This is a genomic window from Wolbachia endosymbiont of Tribolium confusum (assembly GCF_020405475.1).
Taxonomy (GTDB): Bacteria; Pseudomonadota; Alphaproteobacteria; order Rickettsiales; family Anaplasmataceae; genus Wolbachia.
In genome coordinates, this window is sequence record NZ_JAIZNT010000007.1 from 21,324 (window position 1) to 44,539 (window position 23,216).

The following is a 23,216-nucleotide window of genomic DNA, read 5'->3' on the forward strand; positions in this document are numbered from 1 at the left end:
TAGTAGGCCAAAACATAATTTTGATGGCAACTGATTAGCTAACAAATTTATAAACATCAGTATATAGTTCATCAATGCCTGGCTCTTTACTATTTTTAGCAAAATCTTCTGACTTTTTTACTAAATCTCGTATTTCCTTATCAATAGCTTTGCATTCTTCATCAGAAGCGATTTTATTGTCTGTTATATACTGCTTTAAGGTGCTTATAGGATCATGATTTTGCTTCATATCTTCAACTTCTTCTTTTGAGCGATAAGTAGCAGGATCTGACATCGAATGGCCACGATATCTATATGTCTTCATTTCAAGCAAGAGAGGTCCTTTTCCCCCACGTACGTGCTCAGCTATTTCACTTGTTACCTCATAGACAGAGAAAAAATCCATTCCATCAACTTGTTTTCCAGAAATACCAAAACTCTCTCCTCTTTTATATAGTTCAGTTACTAAAGTTGATCTTTGCACAGAAGTTCCCATTGCGTATTCGTTATTTTCTATGATATAAACCACAGGTAACTTCCACAAAGATGCCATATTAAATGATTCATATACTTGTCCTTGATTTGCAGCACCGTCACCAAAATATGTGAATACAACGTTATCTTTTTTCTTGTATTTATTAGCAAATGCTATTCCTGTACCAATTGGGACTTGTGCACCTACTATTCCATGTCCACCAAAGAAATTTTTTTCAACATCAAATATGTGCATGGAGCCACCTTTGCCTTTTGAACACCCTGTTTCTTTGCCGGTTAGTTCTGCCATCACAACATTCGGATCAGAATTACATGCAAGCATTAAGCCATGGTCTCTATAGCTTGTGATAAAAGCATCACCAGATTTTGATGCAGCTTGAGTTCCAACTGCAACTGCTTCTTGCCCTATTGATAAGTGACAGAATCCGCCTATTAATCCCATTCCGTATAATTGTCCTGCTTTTTCCTCAAATCTGCGTATGAGAAGCATTTTTCTGTAGAATCCAATCACCTGTTCTTTAGTGAAATTTTCTGCTTTCATATTGACTTTCTTTTATTAAATTGAGATCATACCAGAAATTTTTAACATTTTATAATACTATCTATATGGACTACTATCACTGGTTTGAAGCTTTTCACGTTATCTCTGTAATTATGTGGGTGGCAGGTATGCTCTATTTGCCAAGGCTTTATGTTTACCATGCATCTGTAAAACCAGGGTCAGAAAATGACAGCTTACTTCAAATAATGGAGAAGAGACTCCTTAGATATATCATAAACCCTGCAATGCTTTTCTCCCTTAGTTTTGGAATTATGCTAATGATTATTAGGGAACCATATCACGAAGGGTGGTTTCATGTAAAAGCGCTAGCATTATTCTTAATGTTTGCTATTCATGTCCTACTTGCAAAGCATAGGAAAAATTTTGTAGTGGGCTTGAATAAGAAAACTCACGTTTATTTTCGTGTTTTAAACGAAGCAGTAACAGTGTTAATAATAATTATAGTTATTATGGTTATTGTAAAACCTTTTTGATTTTCTAGCCTAATGCTGAACCATTCAATAGAGTATAAGAATTGTTACTAAATAGTTTATTCTGATGTTCCATAGTCTAAGTAGAGTACTTAAGATATAGATTCTTTGTTTTTGTGTGTTATCCTGATTAACAAGAATTCGCAATAGTATTATAATGAGTAAGTTAAAAAAGCTTAGTGCTGGACTTTCTTTGACAGGCCTGATTGGTAGTGATGATATAGATATGCAAAGGGCAGGAAATAGAAAGAAGAAATATCAATTTTTGGATAAGACGTTCGCATGGATTAATGCGATGATAAATTTTATTTTTAAACGTGAGAGTAATAACGCAAATGAAGTCCTAAAAGTCACATGGGGGCCACTGTTTTTTGGTTTAGTGGTGATGTTCATCTTTTTTGGAATAGGTGGTATTTGGTCTGCTATAGCTCCAATTGACGGAGCAGTGCATGCAAGTGGAGAAGTTATTGTCTCTTCAAATAGAAAAATAGTGCAACACTTGGGTGGGGGAATAATAAGCAAAATTTTAGTAAAAGAAGGTCAAACAGTTAAAAAAGATGAGCCTTTAGTTTTATTAAGTGATGTTAACGAAAAGGCAAATTTGAGTATAATTAAAGAAAAACTCTTATCACTTTTGGCAACTGAAGCAAGACTTATTGCAATTAGGGGAGACTTAGATACGCTAGAATTTTCTGATGAGGTTAAAAGATTATCTAACGATGAACTTGTAAATAAAGCGATAAAGAATCAGGTAAAGTTGTTCAACTCTCAGAGAAAGAGTATATTAGGAAAAACTGACATACTGCAACAACGTATAAAGCAGTTAAATGCTGAATTAGCAGGGCTAAATTTTCAACTAAATGCAGCCCATAAGCAATATGACTTGATAACTGAGGAGTTAGAAACAAAAAGACAATTGCTTGATAGTGGCCATATAAGCAAACCACACATTTTAGCTTTAGAAAAACAGTTTGCTGAAGTTGAGGGTAGAGTTGGACATTACCGTTCTGCAATATCTCAAGTACAGCAAAAGATTGGAGAAAATGAGTTAGAGATTATAAATGTGAAGAATGATGCTCAAGAAAGAGCAAATGCTGAGCTTAAGGAAGTTAATACATCTATTGCAGACTTAAAAGAGAGGCTGATGGTTGCTGAAGATTCGTTAGCACGTACAATAATTAAATCACCTCAAGATGGTATAGTTACAGATATAAGATACCACACTGAAGGTGGTGTTATACAATCTGGAGTTCCAATCATGAGTATAGTACCATCAGATGATGATCTAATAATAGATGCTAAAGTTCTAACCAGAAACATAGAAGAGATACTGTCAGCAAGCAAGAAAGATAGCAATATAGTCTCTATCGACGGACTAGAAGGGCTGAAAGTTAAAGTAAGGCTGAGCGCTTATAGTGCACGTCGCTTAAGTTTAATTAACGGTATAGTAAACCATATTTCCCCTGATGCTCTTGATGATCCAAGGATGGGGCGTTATTATTCAGTGCGAGTGGTGATACCAAAATCAGAACTTGCTCAATTTAAAAACGTATACCTATATCCTGGTATGCCGGTAGAAGTATATATAGTTACTCAATCCCGCACTCTTTTATCGTTCTTGTTTACACCTATAATTGCAACATTCGATAGATCTTTCATAGAGAGATAATTTATTTGGCTTTTCTAAAAAATTTGTTTACAGAGTTTGATATGCAAAAAAATTTACACACAAGTAGTGTATTATTTTCTATAATATGTAAATCTTTGATTTAAGATGCAAATGCTAACGTAAACATTAAAGGTTAATTAGTAAACTCAGCTGTATAATAGAATTAAAGGAATTAGTAAGATTTTTACCTCAATGAATTATAAATAGGTAAACTTACCTAAAGTTTAATAGTGTCTGTTACTGCTTTTAGGTGTGAGGCTAGAGGGTTATTAGCAATAACAGACACTATTAAACTTATTATAGAACTTCCTTAAAGTAAATACTTAACTTAAAATATTATAATATTTTAACTTAAAATAGATTCATGTAAATGCTTTTTCCTCAAGTTAGTATCGTATTATTATATTTATTAAATGCTAAAAAAACATTAATCATCATTTACTTTTGATTCAATATTTAGCAAAACACTTGTGTACATTTTATAATCTCTGTTTGCATAGTAAGTTTATATATATTATTATACAGTTAGTTTTACAGCAAAAAATATGGTGAAGTTATTTGCATTATTGATAATGTTTTACTCAAACATATCAATTGCTTCTGCTCCTACTTCTTGGCAATTTGGATTTCCTGCGCCTGCAACTGAGATAATGGAGGTTGTAGTTAAGTCACATTCGTTTGTGGTGAGTGTAATGATTGCAATTATGCTTTTTGTATGGGCCCTGCTTGCTTATGTAGTGTTTCGCTTTCGTAAGGGTAAAGTGAAAAATGTCAGTAAAATAACTCATAATACCTTTGTAGAAATTATCTGGTTTGTTATACCAACGATTATTGTTGGGGTATTGGCTTTTAAAAATGCTGAATTAATTAAACTACAGGAGAAAGTGCCAAAAGCTGACATAACACTAAAAGTTGTTGGTCATCAATGGTATTGGAGTTACCAGTACCCAGAATATCAAGGTATTTCATTTGACAGCTATATAAAAGGAAAAGAAGACTTTACCGAAAGAGATTTAAAACTATTCTCTGTTGATAATAACGTTATTTTACCTATCAATACTAATATTCGTTTACAAGTGACAGCAGGAGATGTAATACATAGCTGGGGAATACCGGCTTTTGGTATAAAAATTGATGCAATACCAGGTAGGCTGAATGAAGCATGGTTTAACGTTACAAAGTCCGGTATTTATTATGGGCAATGTTATGAACTATGTGGTCAAGGTCATGGATTTATGCCAATTGTTGTTGAAGCAGTGAGTAAAGAAGATTTTAATAAGTGGATTGAAGATAAAAAATTAGTAAGTTAAGTTTGGAGTATAGATATGAGTGATGTACCAAAAGGTATAAGACGTTGGCTGTTTTCTACTAATCACAAAGATATAGGGACACTATACATTATTTTTTCCATATTAGCTGGAATTATTGGTGGATTATTATCGGTAGTTATTCGTACTCAGCTAATGCACATTAATATACTTAACAATAATTACCAGCTATATAACGTAATGATTACAGGGCATGCGGTAATAATGGTGTTTTTTATGATAATGCCAGCCTTAATGGGAGGATTTGGTAATTGGTTCGTACCTCTCATGATTGGTTCACCAGATATGGCATTTCCTCGTATGAATAATTTAAGTTTTTGGTTATTAGTATCGTCTTTTATTTTGCTCATTCTCTCGGTGTTTGCTGGCGAAGGTCCTGGGACAGGATGGACTTTATACCCACCTCTATCGCAAATCATGTCTCACCCAAGTGTAGGAGTTGATCTTGCTATACTTGCACTTCATGTTGCTGGTATGTCATCAATTGTTGGGGCGATCAACTTTATAGTCACTATATTCAATATGCGTGCAAAAGGTATGTCGCTCACTAAGATGCCACTATTTGTTTGGTCTGTTTTACTAACGTCATTTATGTTAATTGTTGCCTTACCGGTACTTGCTGGTGCTATAACTATGCTGCTAACAGATCGCAATATTGGTACTTCCTTTTTTGATCCTGCTGGTGGCGGTGATCCTGTGTTATTTCAACACCTGTTTTGGTTTTTTGGTCATCCAGAAGTTTACATAATTATTTTTCCTGCATTTGGCATTATAAGCCAAGTCGTGTCAACTTTTTCCCATAGGCCAGTTTTTGGTTATAAGGGAATGGTTTATGCCATGATAGGTATAGCAGCATTTGGTTTTATGGTTTGGGCTCACCATATGTTTACTGTTGGACTTAGCGAAGATGCTGCTGTATTTTTCAGCACTACAACAATTTTTATTGGCGTTATAACTGGTGTAAAAGTCTTTAGTTGGATTGCAACTATGTGGGGTGGGGCGATTGAATTTAAAACCCCTATGCTATTTGCACTGGGTTTTATTTTTATGTTTGTTGGTGGGGGTATAACAGGGATAATTCTTTCTCACGGTGGAATAGATAAGCTTTTGCACGATACCTATTATGTCGTTGCTCACTTTCACTACGTCATGTCGCTTGCTGCATTATTTGGGGCCTTTGCTGGTTTTTATTATTGGATAGGTAAAATGTCAGGTAAGCAATATAACGAGTGTTTAGGAAAGATACACTTTTGGCTCACTTTTATTAGCACCAATGTTACTTTCTTACCTCAGCATTTCTTGGGGTTAGCTGGCATGCCAAGGCGTATACCTGATTATCCTGACGCATTTATTCCTTGGAATTATATATCCTCAATTGGCTCATATATGTCATTTGTTTCAGTTATGTTTTTTGTGTTTATAGTTATACATCTCTTCAAATGGGGCAAAAAAGCTGTAGATAATCCTTGGGAAGGTGATACTTTAGAATGGACGGTATCTTCACCGCCGCCTTTTCATACTTTTGAAAAACCACCAGTGATAAAATAGAATGTACACAAGTGTTTTGCTAAATGTTGAATCAACAATACTGGATTTTTGGCATTTGCTAAAGCCAAGGATAATGTACCTTGTAGTGTTTACTGCAGTTGCTGGAATGATTGCTGCGCCGGGTAGCATTCATCCTTTTCTTGCACTAATATCTCTGATATGTATTGCTCTTGGCTCAGGATCTGCAGGTGCAATAAATATGTGGTATGACAGAGATATAGACTTGCTTATGGAGCGGACAAAAAACCGCCCTATACCTTCAGGTAGAGTTTCTGCAGAAAGTGCGCTTGAGTTTGGTATAACTCTTGGGGTATTATCAGTATTTATCATGGCAATAGCGGTGAACTATGTTTCTGCTGTTTTGCTTGCAATTAGTATATTATTTTATGTTTTCGTATATACAATTGGGCTTAAAAGGCGTACTCCGCAGAATATCGTTATTGGTGGTGCAGCAGGAGCTTTTCCTCCAATGATTGGCTGGGCGGTTGTGACTAACTCTGTAAGTTGGGAAAGTTTTATTCTATTTTTAATAATCTTTATGTGGACTCCGCCACATTTTTGGGCTCTATCTTTAAATAGTTCTAAGGACTATGTAAAAGCATCAATTCCAATGTTTAATATTATCCATGGTCCGGAAAAGACAAGAAAACATATATTAATTTATAGTGTATTATTGGTGTTAACTAGCTTACTTCCAGCACTATTTTTGAAAAAGCCTCTATTGTACCTCAGTATGGCAATGATTGAAGGTTGCGTTTTTATTTGGTATGCTATATCAATTATAAGGCTTAAGAGTCATAGCTCGCAGAAAAAAATGTTTTCTTACTCAATTTCTTATCTATTTTCTCTGTTTGCTAGTATTATTTTTTGTTCTATTGACTTGTTTTAATTATGAAAGAACATAAAAACTATCTTTTACTTTCTCTTCTAATAATACTCGTTATAGCACTTTTTTTTATTTCCATAATAAAATTTAAAGGTGTGGCTTAAATTGCCTCTATATCTATAAAAATAGTATTTTCATAAAAGTAACGGTATACTTTAATTCATTCACTATAGTAAAGATGAATAAAAAGGAAGTGACAATATATACAGATGGAGCATGCCTTGGTAACCCTGGTTTAGGGGGATGGGCAGCAATCATATTATTTCAAAATCATAGAAAGAACATCTGTGGTAGAGAAGAAAATACTACAAATAATAAAATGGAGTTAACAGCAGTGATCAATGGACTGAAGGTATTAAAATTTCCTTGTAATATCAGTTTGTATACGGATAGCCTCTATGTTAAATACGGTATAACAGAATGGATAAATAAGTGGAAAATGAACGGCTGGAAGACAAGTAATAAGAAGTCAGTAAAAAATATAGAATTATGGAAAGAATTAGACGATATTGCTTTGCAACATGAGATTAACTGGAAGTGGGTGAAAGCGCATAATGGTGATAAATACAATGAAGAAGCCGACAGTTTAGCAAGAAAAGCAATAATCGATGCTTAAAAAAGTCGCTATATCATTTTCTATAATTTTATTATTTATATTCTGCTTCTTTATCTTTTTTAAAGGCGAGGGTCCTTTAGAAATCAATATTAGTTATATTAATTTTTATATAAAGAAAAAAATATCGAAAATATTTGCCAATTCAGATGTCAACATGGAGAGTACCTCGGTTATTTGGCAGAAAGATGGCAAACTAGTCATTACAGATTTAAAAATAAAAAATACTGATTTTACCATAGAAGTCCCTGAGCTTCTCGTACACTTTAAGTTAAGCTCCAGAAAATTCTCTCAGGTTTTAGCTGATAATGTACACGTATATATCAAAATGGAGGAGAGCAAAGGGATAACAACATCTGTAATGACAGACAAGGCAAGTAGTACAAAAAATCTGCTGAAGGCAATAAGAAAAATTTTTTTCTACTTCAATGCAGACTCAAGGATTGAAATTACTAATATTGCCATTAATAAAAATACGGAAGGTGAATTCTTGATTGATAAAGTATATGCAGGGAAGGGGGAAGATTTCAATGTTTTGGATATTCGTATCCATACAAAAGAAGATAAAGGGTTTCTAGATGATTTATCTATCACGATAAAAAATCGCAATAATTTGTTAAATTTGTATGGAACATTTTATAACCTAAAGTTGGGGCTGTTTAACGAGTTTTCCACACTAGTTAAAAGTTACAATTTGGACAAGGAAATAGGATTCAAAGGGAACTTCTCAATGAGAATTAATAGACAGGATGAAGTTGTAGATGGAAACATATATGTATTAAATACAGAGAATTATTCGGACAAAAACTTAGCTTTAACTAATGTAAATGTAAATTTGACATATAATGATGAAATCATCAGCGTAAAAAACTTTCATTTTAAGTTAAATGGTATGTACCTTTCTTTGATTGGCAAAATGAACTTTAGTACAAATCATACTCTGCTTAGGGTCAACATTAGTAAGTTTGCCGCGAAGGATTTATGTACTTATGTACCAGGTGGTATAGTGAACAATAGATTTAAAAAATGGTATTGTGATAATATTGATGGGGATATTGTAAATACAATCATAAGCTTCAACGGCAAAATTAACAATTTAGTTGATAATGATTTCTCAGGTATTGTGATAGCTGCTGATATAGAAAATAGCAGCGTAAAATTTGATAAAGATTTTGAGCAAGTGAGAGAATTAAATGGTAATCTAATTCTCAAAAATAACAACCTCACAATTACTGTAAATAGCGCTAAGTTTCAGAATTTCACTATCGATAGTGGTGGTATTGAAATGAACTCTCTCAGTAGGGAGGATTCTGTTCTTACCATTAATGGTCAGGCTGTAAGTGATGCTTATGGGTTATATGAGCCTATAAAATTTAAGCTGGATGATGTGGTAAAATTTGAAAGAGATAAAGTAGGTGGAATAGCAAATTCTATATTCAATTTTCGTATTTTTAATCTAAATGGTGATAGTAAAAAAGTGGACTTCTCAGCAAATTTCTATTCTGAAATTGATAATTTGGTCGTATATAATGAAAGTCTTGGTAAATATAATATTAAACTTAATTTTGGTGAAGGTTTCGTTGATTTAAATGGCAGTGGTATGGTGAATAATACACAGCTATTATTTGATCTAAAAAGTAGAAATAAAAATGAAAATTTTGCCTGGAGTTTGACTGGAGATTTGCCTGCTCAAATGCTTAATTTCGGTGATGGTTACATCAATGTAAATATAGAATCAGTGGTAAATCAAGATAAGATGGGATATATTAATGGTAATATAGATTTATCAGAGCTTAAGTCACGTTCAAGCTACTTAGGGTGGAGAAACCATTTTGAAGATCACAATAAAGTTTTATTTTCTACAAGGTTAAAAGGAGTAAGTGAGTTATTAATAGACAAACTAGACGTTGTGGGAAACGACTTAGATATAAAGTTCAGTGGAAGAGTAGAAAATGGAAATTTATATCTAAATTCTAGCAACTTTAAATTACCTGATAATAATTTTAGTATAGAAATTGAATCAGGTAAGGAGAAAAATGCCATAACTATTCACGGTGAAAAAATCAACTTAAGTGATGTTTTAGGTTTACTTGGCAAAGATAGTAATGGATTAAATAACAACGTAGAAGTTACTATGAATGTTGACAATGTAATTATGAAAGAGGGCATTGTGATCAAAAATGCTAAGCTGAATGTAACATGTACTAAAGGTGATTGTAGTGGAAGTCAATTTACAGGAAAGTTTTCAGAGGATAATAGTAGTGTACTAGCAGAATACAGTGAAATAGGGCTAGAAGTATATGCAGATAATTCAGGTATGCTTTTGCGTTCTTTAGGTATTGGTAAATCAATTAAAAACGGCAAGTTATCTTTTTATCTATCTTCTCAGAGAGAAAATGGGGAGCATTACGGCATGTTATCTATTAGCAATTTCTATATCAAAGATGCTTCACTGCTTACTACTTTACTATCGATGTCTTCACTGCCTGGTATTGTAAATGCCATCAAGAACGAAGGTGTGCATTTTCATAAGTGTAATGCACCTTTTTCATATAAAGATGGCACTGTTGAAATTGAAGAGTCTTGGCTTGAAGGAGCGGAACTGGGCATTAGCACTAGTGGTAGGCTCGATATTAAAGATTATAAATTCCAGGTTGAAGGACAAGTAATACCAGCATACTCAATTAACAAATCTTTGTTGAAAATCCCTATAATCGGGAAACTTCTGACTGGTGGAAAAAGTAGGGGGATTATTTCAATAGACTACAAAGCAAATGGTGATGATAAGAACAATAACGTATCTGTTAATCCTATCTCTTCGCTAACTCCAAGCTTATTTAAGAGGTTATTAGGAATATTTGATCGTATTATGACAAAAACTAATGAAAGCATTTCAAAAGGTAGTGTGAAGAAGAAATTTAGCTCGATATGACTGGAAGGAAAGTTGTTTATTAATGTTTAGTTAGATGACAAATATTAGATACAATAAACAGAGGAAGTTAGATAAAATAATTAAGGGAACAAGAATATAAAGGTTTAACTTGAAGTAACCGGATAAAACCTCAATCACACTTCCAAACGCTGGTACCCAAGAAAGCAACATAACTGCACAAATCAGTAAATTCTTTACGGTTTTTGATGTTTTATCTTCGTTCTCTAATTTGTGGTATAACCTCCTGGTAAAAATTGTTATTCTACCTAAATACCAGTTAGCTATTCCACCAAGACTAGATCCCAATACTCCAAAAATTAATATAAGTAGTGGATTGTAATGTGATCTAAAGCATAACATAGTGTGAAGTACAAAACCTTGATGTATGGGTAAGATAAGCGATGATACTAGGCTATCTGTGAATAACAGGAGATAATTTTCCATACCAAGTTGTTGTCCCGTCTTCATTGTCAGAAATTGTAACCCCCATTTGTTTCAACTGCTCCCTTATGTTATCTGCAGTATCATAATCTTTATTTTGTTTTGCTGCTCTTCTCAAGTCTATCAACCTTTCTATTTCTTGATGACTTACACTACTTGCAAACCACTCTTGATAACTTGATTCAAGAAGACCGATGAACCTTGCGCTTTTAACGAAGCTCTCAGTTAATTTAAGTTTCTCACATTCATTACTAGTCTTGTTGATTGCTGTAGCCATTTCATGTAATGTAGCTAAAGCTTCAGGAATATTTAAATCATTTTTCAAAGCCTCTATAAAGTCTTTAGAGACTTCTGCATCACTTTCTTTAACACATGTACCACGTAATAACCGATAAAACTTATTTAAAGTTTCTTGCGACTCAGAGATAATACTTTCTGTCCAATCAAGCGGTTTTCTGTAGTGAGTTTTAAGCATCGCATAACGTATTACTTCACCCTTTATTCCACTATCTAGCAAATCCCTTACTTTAACTATATTAAACAAGGATTTACTCATTTTCTCTTCATTTACCGTAAGGAAACCGTTATGTATCCAATATTTTGCAAATATTGACTCGGGAAATGCAGATTTGTTTTGTGCAATTTCATTCTCATGATGAGGAAATTGCAAGTCTATACCGCCACCATGAATGTCAAAATCCTTGCCAAGATAAGCATATGACATTGCTGAACATTCTATATGCCATCCTGGTCTTCCCTCTCCCCATGGACTATTCCAGTAACTTGAAAGTCTATAGTCAGTATCGTTTGCAGGTTTCCACAGTACGAAATCTCCTGGATGTCTTTTACTTTCATCAACTTCCACTCTACTGCCATGATCCAATTCATCAACTTTTTTTCCTGATAGCACACCGTATTCAGGGTAAGACTCTATACTGAAATATACGTGTTTATTGGATTCATAAGCATGACCAGATTGCAGTAAAGACTCAATTAACTTGATAATGTTATTTATGTTTTCTGTTGCTTTTGGTTCATATGTTGGTTCTGCACAATTTATGCTTCTCATATCTTCATGAAAAGTCTTGGTGTAATATGTGCTGATGCTTTCTATATTACTACTCTTCTCATTTGCTGCATTGACTATTTTGTCATCAATATCGGTTATATTACGCACATAAGTAACTTTGCCATAACAAAATTTAAGTAACCGAAATAACACATCGTAAACAACAATAGAACGTGCATTGCCTATATGTGCCGTGTCGTATACCGTTGGTCCGCAGACGTACATTTTTATATGATCTTTATTGATCGGTGTAAAGGGCTCTTTTTTTTTTGTTAAAGTATTGTAGAATCTAACCATATATGAAGCTTTTAAGAAAAGAAAATGCTCCAAGTATAAGCTGTGGTCCTTTAACTATCACAACAAGGGTGAGTAATATCCCACATAAAGATAATAAGACTCCCAGTATAGAGAGAAGTCCATCTTTGCTCATAAGACCAAGTGAAATGAGAGTTGTGCCAATTGCGGGAATAAAGTTAGTAAGAGGTAGTGGAAGAGCTATTGATAACGCACAAAGCAGCATTATAAAAGCTAGAATTTTTTCACCAGGCCCGTAAAAAATGAAAGACATTCTTGGTTTCATGAACTTTTCTATTTTTTTTAATGCAGGTGAAGTTTTTTCTACCACAAGAGCTAGTGTTGAACGTTGAAAAGATTTTCTTTCTAGCCAATTAGGCATCCAAGGAGAATCAAACCCAAATAGAAGCTGCAGTGAAAATAAGATTAAAGGTATAGAAAGAATAGTTGTGTAGCCAGGTGGAACAGGTATAGGTATCGACAGCGGCAAGGAGAAGATGATTATTAAAATACCAAAACCGCGCTCATGTAAAGCTGTTTTGATGTCGAACAATGTTACTTTATCACTATTGTTGTTATTGGTATCTGCAACCTCTTTGAGAATATCAGAAGCCAATTTTTTATCTTCAGTCAATTTCTCACTTTTTTCCACAGTTACCCTTTAATAACAATATAACTTCTAACTAACATAGTTATTGCTATATTTCAATATCTATTATTCATTTCATGCTGTACTTCATTCTTTTATTAAAGTGTTGTAAAGCTTTTAAGAAGAGAAAGTGTTACGGTTATAAGTTTTAGTCCTTTGGTTATTACAAGAAGGGTAACCAATAACGCACAGAATGAAACTAACACTCCTAACGTAGATAAAAATCCATCTTTACCCATAATGCCGAGTGAAATAAGAGTTATACCAATTGCAGAAAGGAAGTGAGTAAAAGGTAATGGAAGAGCTATTATTATTGCACAAAGCAACATCATAAAAGCTAGAATCTTTTCACCCGGACCAAGAAAAATAAAAGACATTCTTGGTTTCATGAACTTTTCTATTTTTTTTAATATAGGTGAAGTTTTCTCTACCACGAGAGCTAGTGTTGAACGTTGAAAAGATTTCCTTTCTAGCCAATTAGGCATCCAAGGAGAATCAAACCCAAATAGAAGCTGCAGTGAAAATAAGATTAAAGGTATAGAAAGAATGCTTGTATAGCCAGGTGGAACAGGTATAGGTACTGATAGCGGTAAAGAGAAGATGATTTATTAAAATACCAAAACCGCGCTCATGTAAAGCTGTTTTGATGTCGAACAATGTTACTTTGTCACTATCGTTGTTATTGGTATCTGCAACCTCTTTGAGAATATCAGAAGCCAATTTTTTATCTTCGCTCACAGTTTCACACTTTTTTGCATAATTGCCCTTTAATAACATTCTAACTAACGTAATTATTAATATATTTCAGTTATACCTATTCAATTCTTTAGCCTTGTTTAAATAAATGACACGCACTAGAGTGCGTGTCACGAAACATAAGGACGCTAACGATCTGGTTCGTTAGATGATAGTTTCTCTGAATCCTTAAGTTCTTGTTTAAGGTTTTTAATGCCTTTTCCTAAATCACCCATAACTTGTGGTAATCTACCTGCACCAAACAGAACTAAGATTATTATTAAGACTAGAAACAGTTGCCATGGTCCTAAACTCATTTGTACCTCCATTGAACTTTTATATATTAAAACCTGACAAAGAGCCAGGTAATGCATAAATTATATCACCTTTATTTTATTATAGGTCAAAATTTTTGATCTATTTTGTAACAGTTTCATGCTAGCTTGAAGAGACTAGGTTTCGTTTAACTGTAAAGTAGGAGGAAGATCATTGAAAAATTTTGCTAACGTATCATCTTTAGGTCTGTGGTATATGTAGCTAGGAACTCCTGATTGAATAATTTTACCATTTTTCATCACGTAAATAAAATCTGCAACTTTCAACGCTTCTTGCGGATCATGAGTTACCATGAGTACAGGAATATTTTTGCTTCTAAAAAGTGACAATATATGGTGCCTTATTCGATATTTGAGCAGTATATCTAAATTAGAAAATGGTTCATCGAGCAAAACAACATCAGGATTTTGCGCCATTACTCTTGCTATTGCAACTAATTGTTGCTGTCCTCCTGATAAAGCATGAGGGTACATGTTTTCATATTTTTCTATATTAAATAGCTTTAAGATTTCCAATGCAGTAAGGTATTTTTCTTTCTTAGAAGTACTGCAAATAGCAAAAGTTATATTTTCTATTACTGTTTTATGAGGAAATAATGCAGAATGCTGAAAAATCAATCCGATATTTCTACGCTCTATAGCAATTGACACTTTGTTACTTGCAACTAATTTATCATTTATAACAATGGTTCCAGATTTTGGATTTTCTATTCCTGCGATTAATTTTAGAATTGTTGACTTGCCACAGCCAGAATGACCTAGTAAACAGGCAACACTTCCTTTCTTCACTTGAATGTTGATGTTGCTTAAAGCAAAGCCATCTTGATTGCTATAAAAGTAACTAATATTGTTAACTAGCATTAATCTTTCAATTGGAATCGTATTATTAAATATAACAGTATTACATTCAAGAAATACAGAAATATTTTTTATTATTGTGAATTAATTGTACAGGGTGCCTAGAAAAATGCGAGACTTTTTGCTATAATTTTGCATAAATAGCATAAGACATGGGACTATAGCTCAGTAGGATAGAGCGTTGGATTCCTAATCCGAAGGCCGTGCGTTCGAATCGCACTAGTCCCACTTAATTTTGATAAAGTGGTTTAACAATCAAGAAATTATAATTGGTTTGAAAAGTGATTCTAGGAGCTAGATTGCATGGTTTCTCAAACTTGAATTTACAGGTTCAACCTTATTTTCTCTCATTTCGCTGTAACTTGGAAGTGTAAAATTTTTTACATGTAATCCAGTTACCATTACAACTAAAATAGCTAGGACACTGCAAACTAATGCACCAGCTAAAGATGGAACCGTCACAGCAGCAGCAACAAACAATCCTGCAATAACAACTCCAACAACATCACTCCTTAATGAGGCGTAAAAACTCTCCTTACTTTTTTTGTATTTAGTTTCTTTTTCATGTGGTGGAGAAAATTGAGCCTCTACAAAGCCGTTAGCTTTCTTATCATTATTTGGTGTGACAGTTGGGCCAGTCCTTGTTGATACAGGTGCTTCATTTTTGTTATTATTACCATTAGTACTAACTGGAGGCGCTGTTGCTACAGGTCTACTAATAACATTTCTATTACTATTGGATACACTATTTGTTTCTATGTGGAATGTTTCTTGTTCCTTATTTGTTGCTGATCCATGCGGCACAATTATTTCTCGATCATTTTGTATCAGTGCTGTCGCTGCTACAGAATTCTTTTCTGCAAAAGCAGTGCAGAATGCATCATCTTTTAATTGTTGGTATAATCTGTACAATTCATCTTCAGGATTTAACTTTGATTGCTCTGCATTAATATTTCGCAGTAGCGTGCCTAGAATCTCAGCATTACTGTTATCAGTATAATGAACAACAGAGCATAATATAGATTTGTCTTCTTCAATTTTGCTAACGTAATACCTTCCTTCTTGACCGATTGCATTGATGATGGTCATTCCATTTTGTAAGAGAAATTTTATAACGTTCAAATTTTGATCTTTAATTGCATATTCTAGTACAGCATTTTTTTCACATTTGCTCTGAAGATTAATTCCCTTCCTTTTTAACCTTTTTTGCAAATCTTCAAAACTAGTAACTGTGCTATCCTGTTTTGTAACCCTATCTATATCAAGACACAGATTCCTAATGTCATCATTATTTAGCGTGAGACCAGTGCTTGTATTACTGACATTGGACTCCGCTCCATCAGGTGTGTTTTGCTTCTTGTTTATTGCTGATCTAAGCAGTGCAATTATTACACAGCTTGAGAGATATTTATTGTGATCAGAATTGCTGAAATCGACTTTAAATTCAGAATCTATTTGAAGTTCTTTTCTAAGTGATAATTTTTTCTCTTCAATTATTTCTAAAAGATTTCTTATGCCATCTTCTGGTACGCCTTTCATATACTTTAAAAGTAACCTAACTTTTGTTAGTTCACCATCTATAGAGGCATGACTCAAAGCCTGAACTTTCTCTTCTCCAGTAAATCTTTTGTTATTCAAGAGTATCTTCATAACTTCAGTGCTCTCATTGTGAGGAGCTGTGTTAAGAACCTCTAGTATTTTCGTATGATCTATGTAATCTAAAAATATCTCAAACTCTTGAACTTTACCTTCATTAACGGCGGTCAACAAAGCATTCGATTTTCTTTCTTGATCAAATTTATCGCTATCCAAAAATATCTTTATAACGTTAGGTTTTTCACCTGACACAGCGTAATCTAATACAGTTTTAGAAGTAGTATCTCCAATATCAATTTTAATATTTGACTTTGCGAGCAATTCAACAATTTTTAGAAATGTATCATAATCATTTAAAATACTGCTTTTCCCTGAGCGGAGAATATCCATAAACAAATCACAAATCTTTGCATCTGTTGGCCCACTTTGTTTTAGCTTCTCACCAAATTCCTGAGCAGCTATATTAGGATTATCAGTTACAAATTTCTTTACATCTTCATAAGTTAAATTACCGATCATATTCAAATCTTACTATTATTGCTATACGCTTATTATATCAACTTTTTCATTATTCAGTCAAGTAATCTTGCAGTATCAAATGGCATGATATATATTGATTTATGATTCTCGAGCAAATGATAGAAGATTTAGCCTATAAGTTAGTGAAAGTAACCGAAGCTGCAGCACTTGCTGCATATAAATTGGCAGGCCTTGGTAATGAAAAAAAGGCCGATCAGGTTGCAGTTGATGCAATGCGTACGGTGCTAAACTCAATGGAAATAAATGGTACAATTGTGATTGGGGAAGGGGAGAGGGACGAAGCACCGATGCTATATATCGGAGAAAAAGTTGGCACAGGAAGTGGCCCTGAGATTGACATTGCTGTTGATCCACTTGAAGGCACTACGATTTGCGCTCATTATAAACAAGGGGCAATGTCTGTTCTTGCTGCAACAAAAAAAGGTAATTTTTTACATGCACCTGATGTTTATATGGAAAAGATAGCAGTGGGAAAAAATCTCCCAGAGGGTGTAGTCTCACTAAAAAATAGGATTGAGAAGAATCTGGACAATTTAGCCAAGGCAAAAGGATGTAAAGCAAGTGATCTTATAGTAACTGTACTTAAACGTGAAAGACATGATGAATTAATAGCAAAAATTAGGAAGCTAGGAGCAAAAGTGAAATTAATAGATGATGGTGATGTTGCAGCCATAGTTTCGCTAATAAATGGCAATCACGATATGTATATCGGCACAGGAGGAGCTCCAGAAGGAGTGCTTGCAGCAGCAGCGCTAAGCTCAATCGGTGGGCAGATAGAAGGAAGATTAATATTTGACACGGATCAATTAAAAGAAAGAGCAAAAAATTTGAATATCACTGACCCAGAAAAAATCTACACCGTGAAAGACATGGCAAGAAGTGAATCAGTGTTCATTGCAACTGGAGTAACAAATGGAGAGTTTGTGGATGGAGTAAAGTTTGGCCAAGATATTTGTCTGACTAATTCATTAATAATATTGCCTGGTAAAGTAATAAAAATACAAACAAAATCAATATCTTAAACATTTGTCATATGCTGATTATAAAATTTTTATAGAAGGAAGATACTTATAATTGTCTTAAAAAAATGAATTTATATATTAATTTTAGCTTTACAATATTTGGCATTAAGTTATAGTTAAATAGTAATACTAAGAGGTGCTTAATGTTTAGTTCACTAACTAATTTTTTTACTAATACGTCTAAAAAGAAAAGTTCTCAATCTGAAGAAAATAATCATTCTTTCTCTAACAGCACAGAAAGTTTATTAGTCCAATCTACTAAAAAAAATCCTCAACTTGATGATCAAAGTAGAACTGACGCGTCTCCTCAAACAAATCTTCAATTTAGTGAGGATGATGTAAAAAACGTGCTCCAAGACTTCGAAAAATTGGATTTTAAGAACAGTAATGAGTGTTTTAACGAAATAGCAGAAGATTATGAAAGGAGGAAAAAAAGTGACCTTTTTAACTACGTAATATTGAATAAGCGAAAATACATAACAGATATATTAGATCAGAGGCTTGCCCACAAAGATCAAGAAAATTTTAGGAAGAAATTTAGTGAATATCTTCTTAAAATAAATGAGAAAATGAATTATGGGAAAGAATTTCAAAATAAACTTCAATTTTTTGAAGATAGGGTAGAAGAAGTATTATCAGATTTTAGAAAATTGAATTTTGGCCTTAAGGATAATTTGTGTAAAGATGATAAGGATAACGTAAATTATAATAAAGGCTGGCCTGCAGATCCATTTGACAAAATAGCGAATTATTATCGATGGAATAAGAACATTTTCCTTTTTAATTATGTAGTATTAAGTAAGCAAAAAGAAATAATAAGTATATTGAATGAAAAGTCTATTCCTGAAGACAAGCGAAAGAATTTTAAAAAGAGGTTGGGTAGATATCTTCTTCGAGTCGAAGAAGGGATGAGTAACGGACAGGAATTTCTCAAAACTGATAGTGCAGTTGCCTTTTTTGATGGATGTTATGTGCCATGCGCATATGCAAAACGTTCTCTTAATCATTATGATCATCTTAGTATTAATATTTCTAAGCCTGGGTGTAGCTTAGAAATCAGCCGTCTTTTCACTGACAAAATTGAAGGGATGGAAAGAAATAAAAATGAGGTAAAGATAGTAGAAATATACAGTAACGATAAAAGAATAGCAACGGTTGAGAAGAATGATAATGGAAAAAGAAATTACCGCTTTGCAAAAGATGCAACATGAAAATTAGGTGGAGTGTAGAAGATGAGAAAGGTAATTCTGTTGACTGCTTTATTAGTTTAAATGCAAATCCTAAAATTGAGGTTGATCAGGCAATTATTAATGGTAAAGCTGTTCAAGTAAAGGAAATTTTAGAATTAGCTAGGCAAAATAAGGATGTACTTATGGAAGGTAAAGCTTTACATGAATTTTTAGAAGGATATCTGGAGCAAGATGTACAATCACAGGAAGAGATAATAAAGAGATGTGATGAAACTCCTGGAACTAAACTTGATAATCTGGAGATAGGGCGGTTCCCTTTCTCTCCTTTATCTGAAGAGGAGATAGAGGAAGAAGAGAGAAGAGAATATGAAAATTCATGGGCTGCATCAGGAAGGTGCTAGACTAATTAGACATTAAACCTAAAGTGCATTATATTGCCATCTTGCACGATATAATCTCTGCCTTCGAAGCGAATTTTCCCGGCATCTTTGCAAGCTAATTCGCTTCCATATTTTATATAGTCTTCAAAGCTTATGGTTTCTGCTTTTATAAAGCCCTTTTCAAAATCAGTGTGAATTACACCTGCTGCTTTGTCAGCTGTTGATCCTATCTTTATTGGCCATGCACGTGCTTCTTTGGGTCCCACAGTAAAAAAGGTTATCATACTTAACACTTCATACATAATACGTGCTACTCCATCAAGTCCTGATTCTTGTAAGCCAAATTCTGATAAAAAATTCTGTTTTTCCTCTTCACTATCAAGATTTGCAATATCTGCTTCAAGTTTTGCTGAAATACAATAAAATTTGCTTTTGTTTTCTTCCGCCATTTTTTCCACCCTTTTAGATAGTTCATTACCAGTTATGATATTAGTATCTTCAACATTACAGACGTACATAACAGGCTTTGTTGTTAGCAATTGAAGCAACTTCATCTCATCTCCATCGATATTCTCCAAGCTTCTTGCCGGTTTACCTAATTTTAAAGTAGCTAATACCTCTTGCATTAATTCAAGTTGTCTCTTTAGCTCTTTATCACCTTGCTTTGCTTTCTTTTCCAATTGAGGAAGCCTTTTTTCTATGCTATCAATATCAGCTAGAATTAACTCCATTTCCACTATTTCAGCATCTGATATTGGATCTATTTTACTGTTTACATGGCTGATATCGTCATCCGTAAAGCATCTGAGCAGATGAACAATGGCATCAACTTCTCTGATATGACTCAAAAATTTATTTCCTAGTCCTTCACCCTTGCTTGCACCCTTAACCAAGCCGGCAATATCGACAACTTCCAGTTGATTGTAGATTATTTTCCCTGAGTGAGCAATCGCGGCAATTTGTTTCAAACGCTGATCTCGTATTGGCACTTTGCCAACATTTGGCTCGATTGTACAGAAAGGATAGTTTGCAGCTTCGGCTGCACTTGACTCTGTAAGTGCATTAAATAAGGTTGATTTTCCTATATTTGGCAGTCCAACTATGCCACAGTTAAAGCTCATGTTTACTATTTAAAGCAATAATTATTGCATAATTTAAAAATTTTGCTATACTTTAAATTATTTACTTGCTTAGCTTAAGTGAAGGTAAAAGTATGGTTGAATTTAGAGAACGAAAATTACCAAATGATTTTTCTGATGTTCAAAGTCTAAAAAGATTCAAAAATTCAGGACAAGAAATAACTCCTTATCCTGTTATAGGGCGATCTGTTAGCGATGTGGAGCAAAAACTCTCTAGCAGTCAAGTAGTTAAATATAGTACTACAGGTGATGGCAATTGCTTTTTCCATGCAGTGTTTGGTGATAATAGTTCCGGTCCATATAAAGCTGAAAGAGCACAAGATATGAGAATGGAATGGCACAAATTCTTAAGTCAATTTACGTCTTTAGATGATCACAATATGCCAGATTCTTTAAGGAGTCAGCTAGAAAAAGTTTTTTATATGTTTTTAAACAAGCCAGGAGATTTAACTGGCGAGTCTGATAAAATAAAGGAGTTGGTTGAGCAAACAAAAAGGAAAATTGAAAATGTTGAAGATAATGTGAAGAGGTTAGTGAATAAAGCTGTTAGCAAACTTAATATACCGCGTGATCAAGCTATGCTTAATTTAAGAGAATATGCGGAGGCTCTTAATAACCATAGTGAAGATGAGTACGATGACCAATATAACAGTGAATTTATTACACGCTCATTTCTTAATGAATCTAAACTTTACCAAGCTTACCTTAAGGCAATAGAAAGCCCAAATTATTTTATTTTCATTGAAGAAGTTCAGGTATTAGCTTCTTTAGCTAATATTGAAATTAATGTCCATTGTGAAGTGGATGGTAGAGAGGAACAACAAAAGTTTGAACCAAATCCTGAAATGATAAACAATGATCAACTAAATGAATTCTTGAATCGTGAGAGTTATAAATTAAATGACGAGTTATGGGGTAGTAAAGAGAGAGAAACAATATATCTTGAAGGAAATCACTACTCTAGAGCTAAAACTAAGGAAATTCAAGAACAAGAAGACTTCCTATTAGCAAAACGGTTTCAGATAGATGAGATTTTAGAATATTGTAATATTCCAAAAAATATTTCTGAGAGAGCAGAAGTTGAGAAGAGATTTGATGAGTTATTGGCAAAAAATGCTGATGGAAAAATTGGTGATGTTATAGGGCAGTGCATTAATGATGTACAGCAACGTATAAAATGCCTTGAGGAGCCAGTCTTATCAAGAAGGTGCAGTGTGGAAGAAGCACGTGTAGAAAAAACATTTTATCAACAACAAGTACCACAACCTGTAAGATAAGTCTTCATAGTCTATATACTTCTATAGGGAGCATTCTATAATAAAAGCTATGCTCATTTTAACCACTGCTTAATAAGAATAAAGTCTTAGCAAAACAAACATAAGAACAATAGGATTTCCTGCTTGCAAAGCAACTCCAAGATCGGGAGGAAAAAGACTTTTTCCTTGCAAGGCAACTTCAAGAGCAACCCTCACGCACAATCTCTTAACCCAAATGGAAGAAGTAAAAATAGAAGATCAGCGGCAACAAATACTTGTAAAATAATAACTCTATGGTTAATATGCGAAGATTTAAGTAAAAAATGTTGTCATTCTAGTAGCTGATACTAGGCTCCAATGTCAATTACTCGGATAACAAAAAAACACAGGCTTCACATGCATCTGCAGTACTGTATTAGTCTACTATCTTCATTCCCACAACATTATACCCTGAATCAACATGTAAAATTTCTCCAGTTGTACCACTACTCAGGTCGCTTAATAAGTATAGTGCTGCCTTGCCAACATCTTCTATTGTAACATTGCGTCTAAGTGGAGAATTACTTCTATTCCATTCCGATATGGAGTGAAAGTCACTTATTCCAGAAGATGCCAAAGTTCTGATTGGACCAGCAGAAATTGCATTTACTCTGATGTTCTGTGGTCCGAGATCACATGCTATATATTTTACACTTGCTTCAAGTGCTGCTTTACATAAACCCATCACATTATAATTTGGCATAACTTTTTCAGCACCATAGTAAGATAAAGTAAGTAAACTACCGCCATTTAACATCATTCTTTCCGCTCTTTGCGCTAAAGCAGTAAAAGAATAGCACGATATATGCATTGCATTAATAAAGTTGTTTAGTGAAGTATTGACATATTTACCATTTAGCTCATTTTTATCGGAGAATGCTATTGCATGTACCAAAAAATCAATAGCACCCCACTTCCCCTTTATTTCCTTAAAAGCATTATCTATAGTTTCCTCATTTGAAACATTACAGTGCAATATTAATTCTACATTTAATTCACTTGCTATTGGTAATAATTTCTCTTTTATTGGTTCATTTTGATAAGTGATTGCAAGCTCAGCTCCATGTTCTGAGAGGGTCTTTGCTATACCATATGCTATTGACCTCTTATTTATTATTCCGGTTATTAACCCTTTTTTGCCCTGCAATATCATAGAATTATTTGCCTTTTTTATAATTTGAAATATTAACT

Annotated in this window: 20 protein-coding genes, 1 tRNA gene and 1 pseudogene; 12 read left to right on the plus strand and 10 right to left on the minus strand. The window is 33.7% G+C overall.

The features are described 5' to 3' along the window. Window positions 1-34: 34 nt before the first annotated feature. On the minus strand, window positions 35-1,015 hold the full coding sequence (gene pdhA, locus LEM02_RS04990) for a pyruvate dehydrogenase (acetyl-transferring) E1 component subunit alpha (protein ID WP_226080223.1): 981 nt from the start codon (window positions 1,013-1,015) through the stop codon (window positions 35-37). Between the two features lie 65 nt (window positions 1,016-1,080). Between pdhA and hemJ the strand changes: the two genes are divergently transcribed. The 7 genes from hemJ to LEM02_RS05025 all read left to right on the plus strand — a co-directional run bounded on the left by hemJ (window position 1,081) and on the right by LEM02_RS05025 (window position 10,482). Next, window positions 1,081-1,509, plus strand: coding sequence for a protoporphyrinogen oxidase HemJ (hemJ, locus tag LEM02_RS04995; protein ID WP_226080371.1), 429 nt, complete (start codon window positions 1,081-1,083; stop codon window positions 1,507-1,509). A 154-nt stretch (window positions 1,510-1,663) separates the two neighbouring features. Then, window positions 1,664-3,175 carry an HlyD family type I secretion periplasmic adaptor subunit gene (locus tag LEM02_RS05000; protein WP_226080225.1) on the plus strand — a complete coding sequence of 504 codons (1,512 nt, stop codon included), beginning with the start codon at window positions 1,664-1,666 and terminating at the stop codon, window positions 3,173-3,175. Window positions 3,176-3,720: 545 nt separating this feature from the next. Beyond that, the gene (gene coxB / locus LEM02_RS05005) at window positions 3,721-4,485 is read left to right on the plus strand and encodes a cytochrome c oxidase subunit II (protein ID WP_226080227.1); all 765 of its coding nucleotides are present in this window, start codon (window positions 3,721-3,723) and stop codon (window positions 4,483-4,485) included. 15 nt (window positions 4,486-4,500) lie between these two features. Further along, a complete protein-coding gene (gene ctaD / locus LEM02_RS05010; RefSeq protein ID WP_226080229.1) occupies window positions 4,501-6,051 on the plus strand; it encodes a cytochrome c oxidase subunit I in 1,551 nt (516 codons plus the stop codon). Between the two features lies 1 nt (window position 6,052). Continuing rightward, window positions 6,053-6,940: a heme o synthase gene (locus LEM02_RS05015; protein WP_226080231.1), complete on the plus strand. Its 888-nt coding sequence runs from the start codon at window positions 6,053-6,055 to the stop codon at window positions 6,938-6,940. A 175-nt stretch (window positions 6,941-7,115) separates the two neighbouring features. Next, the gene (gene rnhA / locus LEM02_RS05020; RefSeq protein WP_226080233.1) at window positions 7,116-7,553 is read left to right on the plus strand and encodes a ribonuclease HI; all 438 of its coding nucleotides are present in this window, start codon (window positions 7,116-7,118) and stop codon (window positions 7,551-7,553) included. Further along, window positions 7,546-10,482, plus strand: a complete 2,937-nt coding sequence (locus tag LEM02_RS05025; protein WP_226080244.1) for a YhdP family protein — start codon at window positions 7,546-7,548, stop codon at window positions 10,480-10,482. Before rnhA ends, LEM02_RS05025 begins: the two co-directional genes overlap by 8 nt. Window positions 10,483-10,512: 30 nt before the next feature. Here LEM02_RS05025 and LEM02_RS06800 read toward each other — a convergent pair whose 3' ends face one another. The 6 genes and pseudogenes from LEM02_RS06800 to LEM02_RS05050 form a co-directional block, all read right to left on the minus strand. After that, complete coding sequence (locus LEM02_RS06800) at window positions 10,513-10,926, minus strand: YqaA family protein (protein ID WP_369409601.1); 414 nt, start codon at window positions 10,924-10,926, stop codon at window positions 10,513-10,515. Then, the gene (cysS, locus tag LEM02_RS05030) at window positions 10,895-12,289 is read right to left on the minus strand and encodes a cysteine--tRNA ligase (protein ID WP_226080246.1); all 1,395 of its coding nucleotides are present in this window, start codon (window positions 12,287-12,289) and stop codon (window positions 10,895-10,897) included. Before cysS ends, LEM02_RS06800 begins: the two co-directional genes overlap by 32 nt. After that, complete coding sequence (locus LEM02_RS05035; protein WP_226080248.1) at window positions 12,282-12,938, minus strand: exopolysaccharide biosynthesis protein; 657 nt, start codon at window positions 12,936-12,938, stop codon at window positions 12,282-12,284. Before LEM02_RS05035 ends, cysS begins: the two co-directional genes overlap by 8 nt. 95 nt (window positions 12,939-13,033) lie before the next feature. Further along, window positions 13,034-13,712: pseudogene (locus LEM02_RS05040) on the minus strand (exopolysaccharide biosynthesis protein). Window positions 13,713-13,819: 107 nt separating this feature from the next. Further along, on the minus strand, window positions 13,820-13,987 hold the full coding sequence (tatA, locus tag LEM02_RS05045; RefSeq protein WP_006013840.1) for a twin-arginine translocase TatA: 168 nt from the start codon (window positions 13,985-13,987) through the stop codon (window positions 13,820-13,822). 135 nt (window positions 13,988-14,122) lie between these two features. Next, window positions 14,123-14,866: an ABC transporter ATP-binding protein gene (locus tag LEM02_RS05050; protein ID WP_226080251.1), complete on the minus strand. Its 744-nt coding sequence runs from the start codon at window positions 14,864-14,866 to the stop codon at window positions 14,123-14,125. 151 nt (window positions 14,867-15,017) lie between these two features. Here LEM02_RS05050 and LEM02_RS05055 point away from each other — a divergent pair. Next, a tRNA-Arg gene (locus LEM02_RS05055) sits at window positions 15,018-15,091 on the plus strand. Between the two features lie 66 nt (window positions 15,092-15,157). Here the strand turns inward: LEM02_RS05055 and LEM02_RS05060 are convergent. Beyond that, window positions 15,158-16,978 (minus strand): ankyrin repeat domain-containing protein, encoded by a 1,821-nt coding sequence (locus LEM02_RS05060; protein WP_226080253.1) that lies wholly within the window; start codon window positions 16,976-16,978, stop codon window positions 15,158-15,160. Between the two features lie 119 nt (window positions 16,979-17,097). On the opposite strand from LEM02_RS05060, the gene glpX reads away from it, so the two are divergent. From glpX to LEM02_RS05075, 3 genes are all read left to right on the plus strand, one after another. After that, the gene (glpX, locus tag LEM02_RS05065) at window positions 17,098-18,021 is read left to right on the plus strand and encodes a class II fructose-bisphosphatase (protein WP_007302771.1); all 924 of its coding nucleotides are present in this window, start codon (window positions 17,098-17,100) and stop codon (window positions 18,019-18,021) included. 143 nt (window positions 18,022-18,164) lie between these two features. Further along, window positions 18,165-19,232, plus strand: a complete 1,068-nt coding sequence (locus LEM02_RS05070; protein WP_226080255.1) for a hypothetical protein — start codon at window positions 18,165-18,167, stop codon at window positions 19,230-19,232. Beyond that, the gene (locus LEM02_RS05075; protein WP_226080257.1) at window positions 19,229-19,612 is read left to right on the plus strand and encodes a hypothetical protein; all 384 of its coding nucleotides are present in this window, start codon (window positions 19,229-19,231) and stop codon (window positions 19,610-19,612) included. Before LEM02_RS05070 ends, LEM02_RS05075 begins: the two co-directional genes overlap by 4 nt. A 5-nt stretch (window positions 19,613-19,617) precedes the next feature. Here the strand turns inward: LEM02_RS05075 and ychF are convergent, their stop codons facing one another. After that, window positions 19,618-20,712 (minus strand): redox-regulated ATPase YchF, encoded by a 1,095-nt coding sequence (gene ychF, locus LEM02_RS05080; RefSeq protein ID WP_226080259.1) that lies wholly within the window; start codon window positions 20,710-20,712, stop codon window positions 19,618-19,620. 92 nt (window positions 20,713-20,804) lie between these two features. On the opposite strand from ychF, the gene LEM02_RS05085 reads away from it, so the two are divergent. Beyond that, entirely contained in the window at window positions 20,805-22,007 is a 1,203-nt protein-coding gene (locus LEM02_RS05085; RefSeq protein ID WP_226080261.1) for a hypothetical protein, read from the plus strand. 394 nt (window positions 22,008-22,401) lie between these two features. Here the strand turns inward: LEM02_RS05085 and LEM02_RS05090 are convergent, their stop codons facing one another. Further along, window positions 22,402-23,178, minus strand: coding sequence for an enoyl-ACP reductase FabI (locus LEM02_RS05090; protein WP_226080263.1), 777 nt, complete (start codon window positions 23,176-23,178; stop codon window positions 22,402-22,404). Window positions 23,179-23,216: the final 38 nt, after the last annotated feature.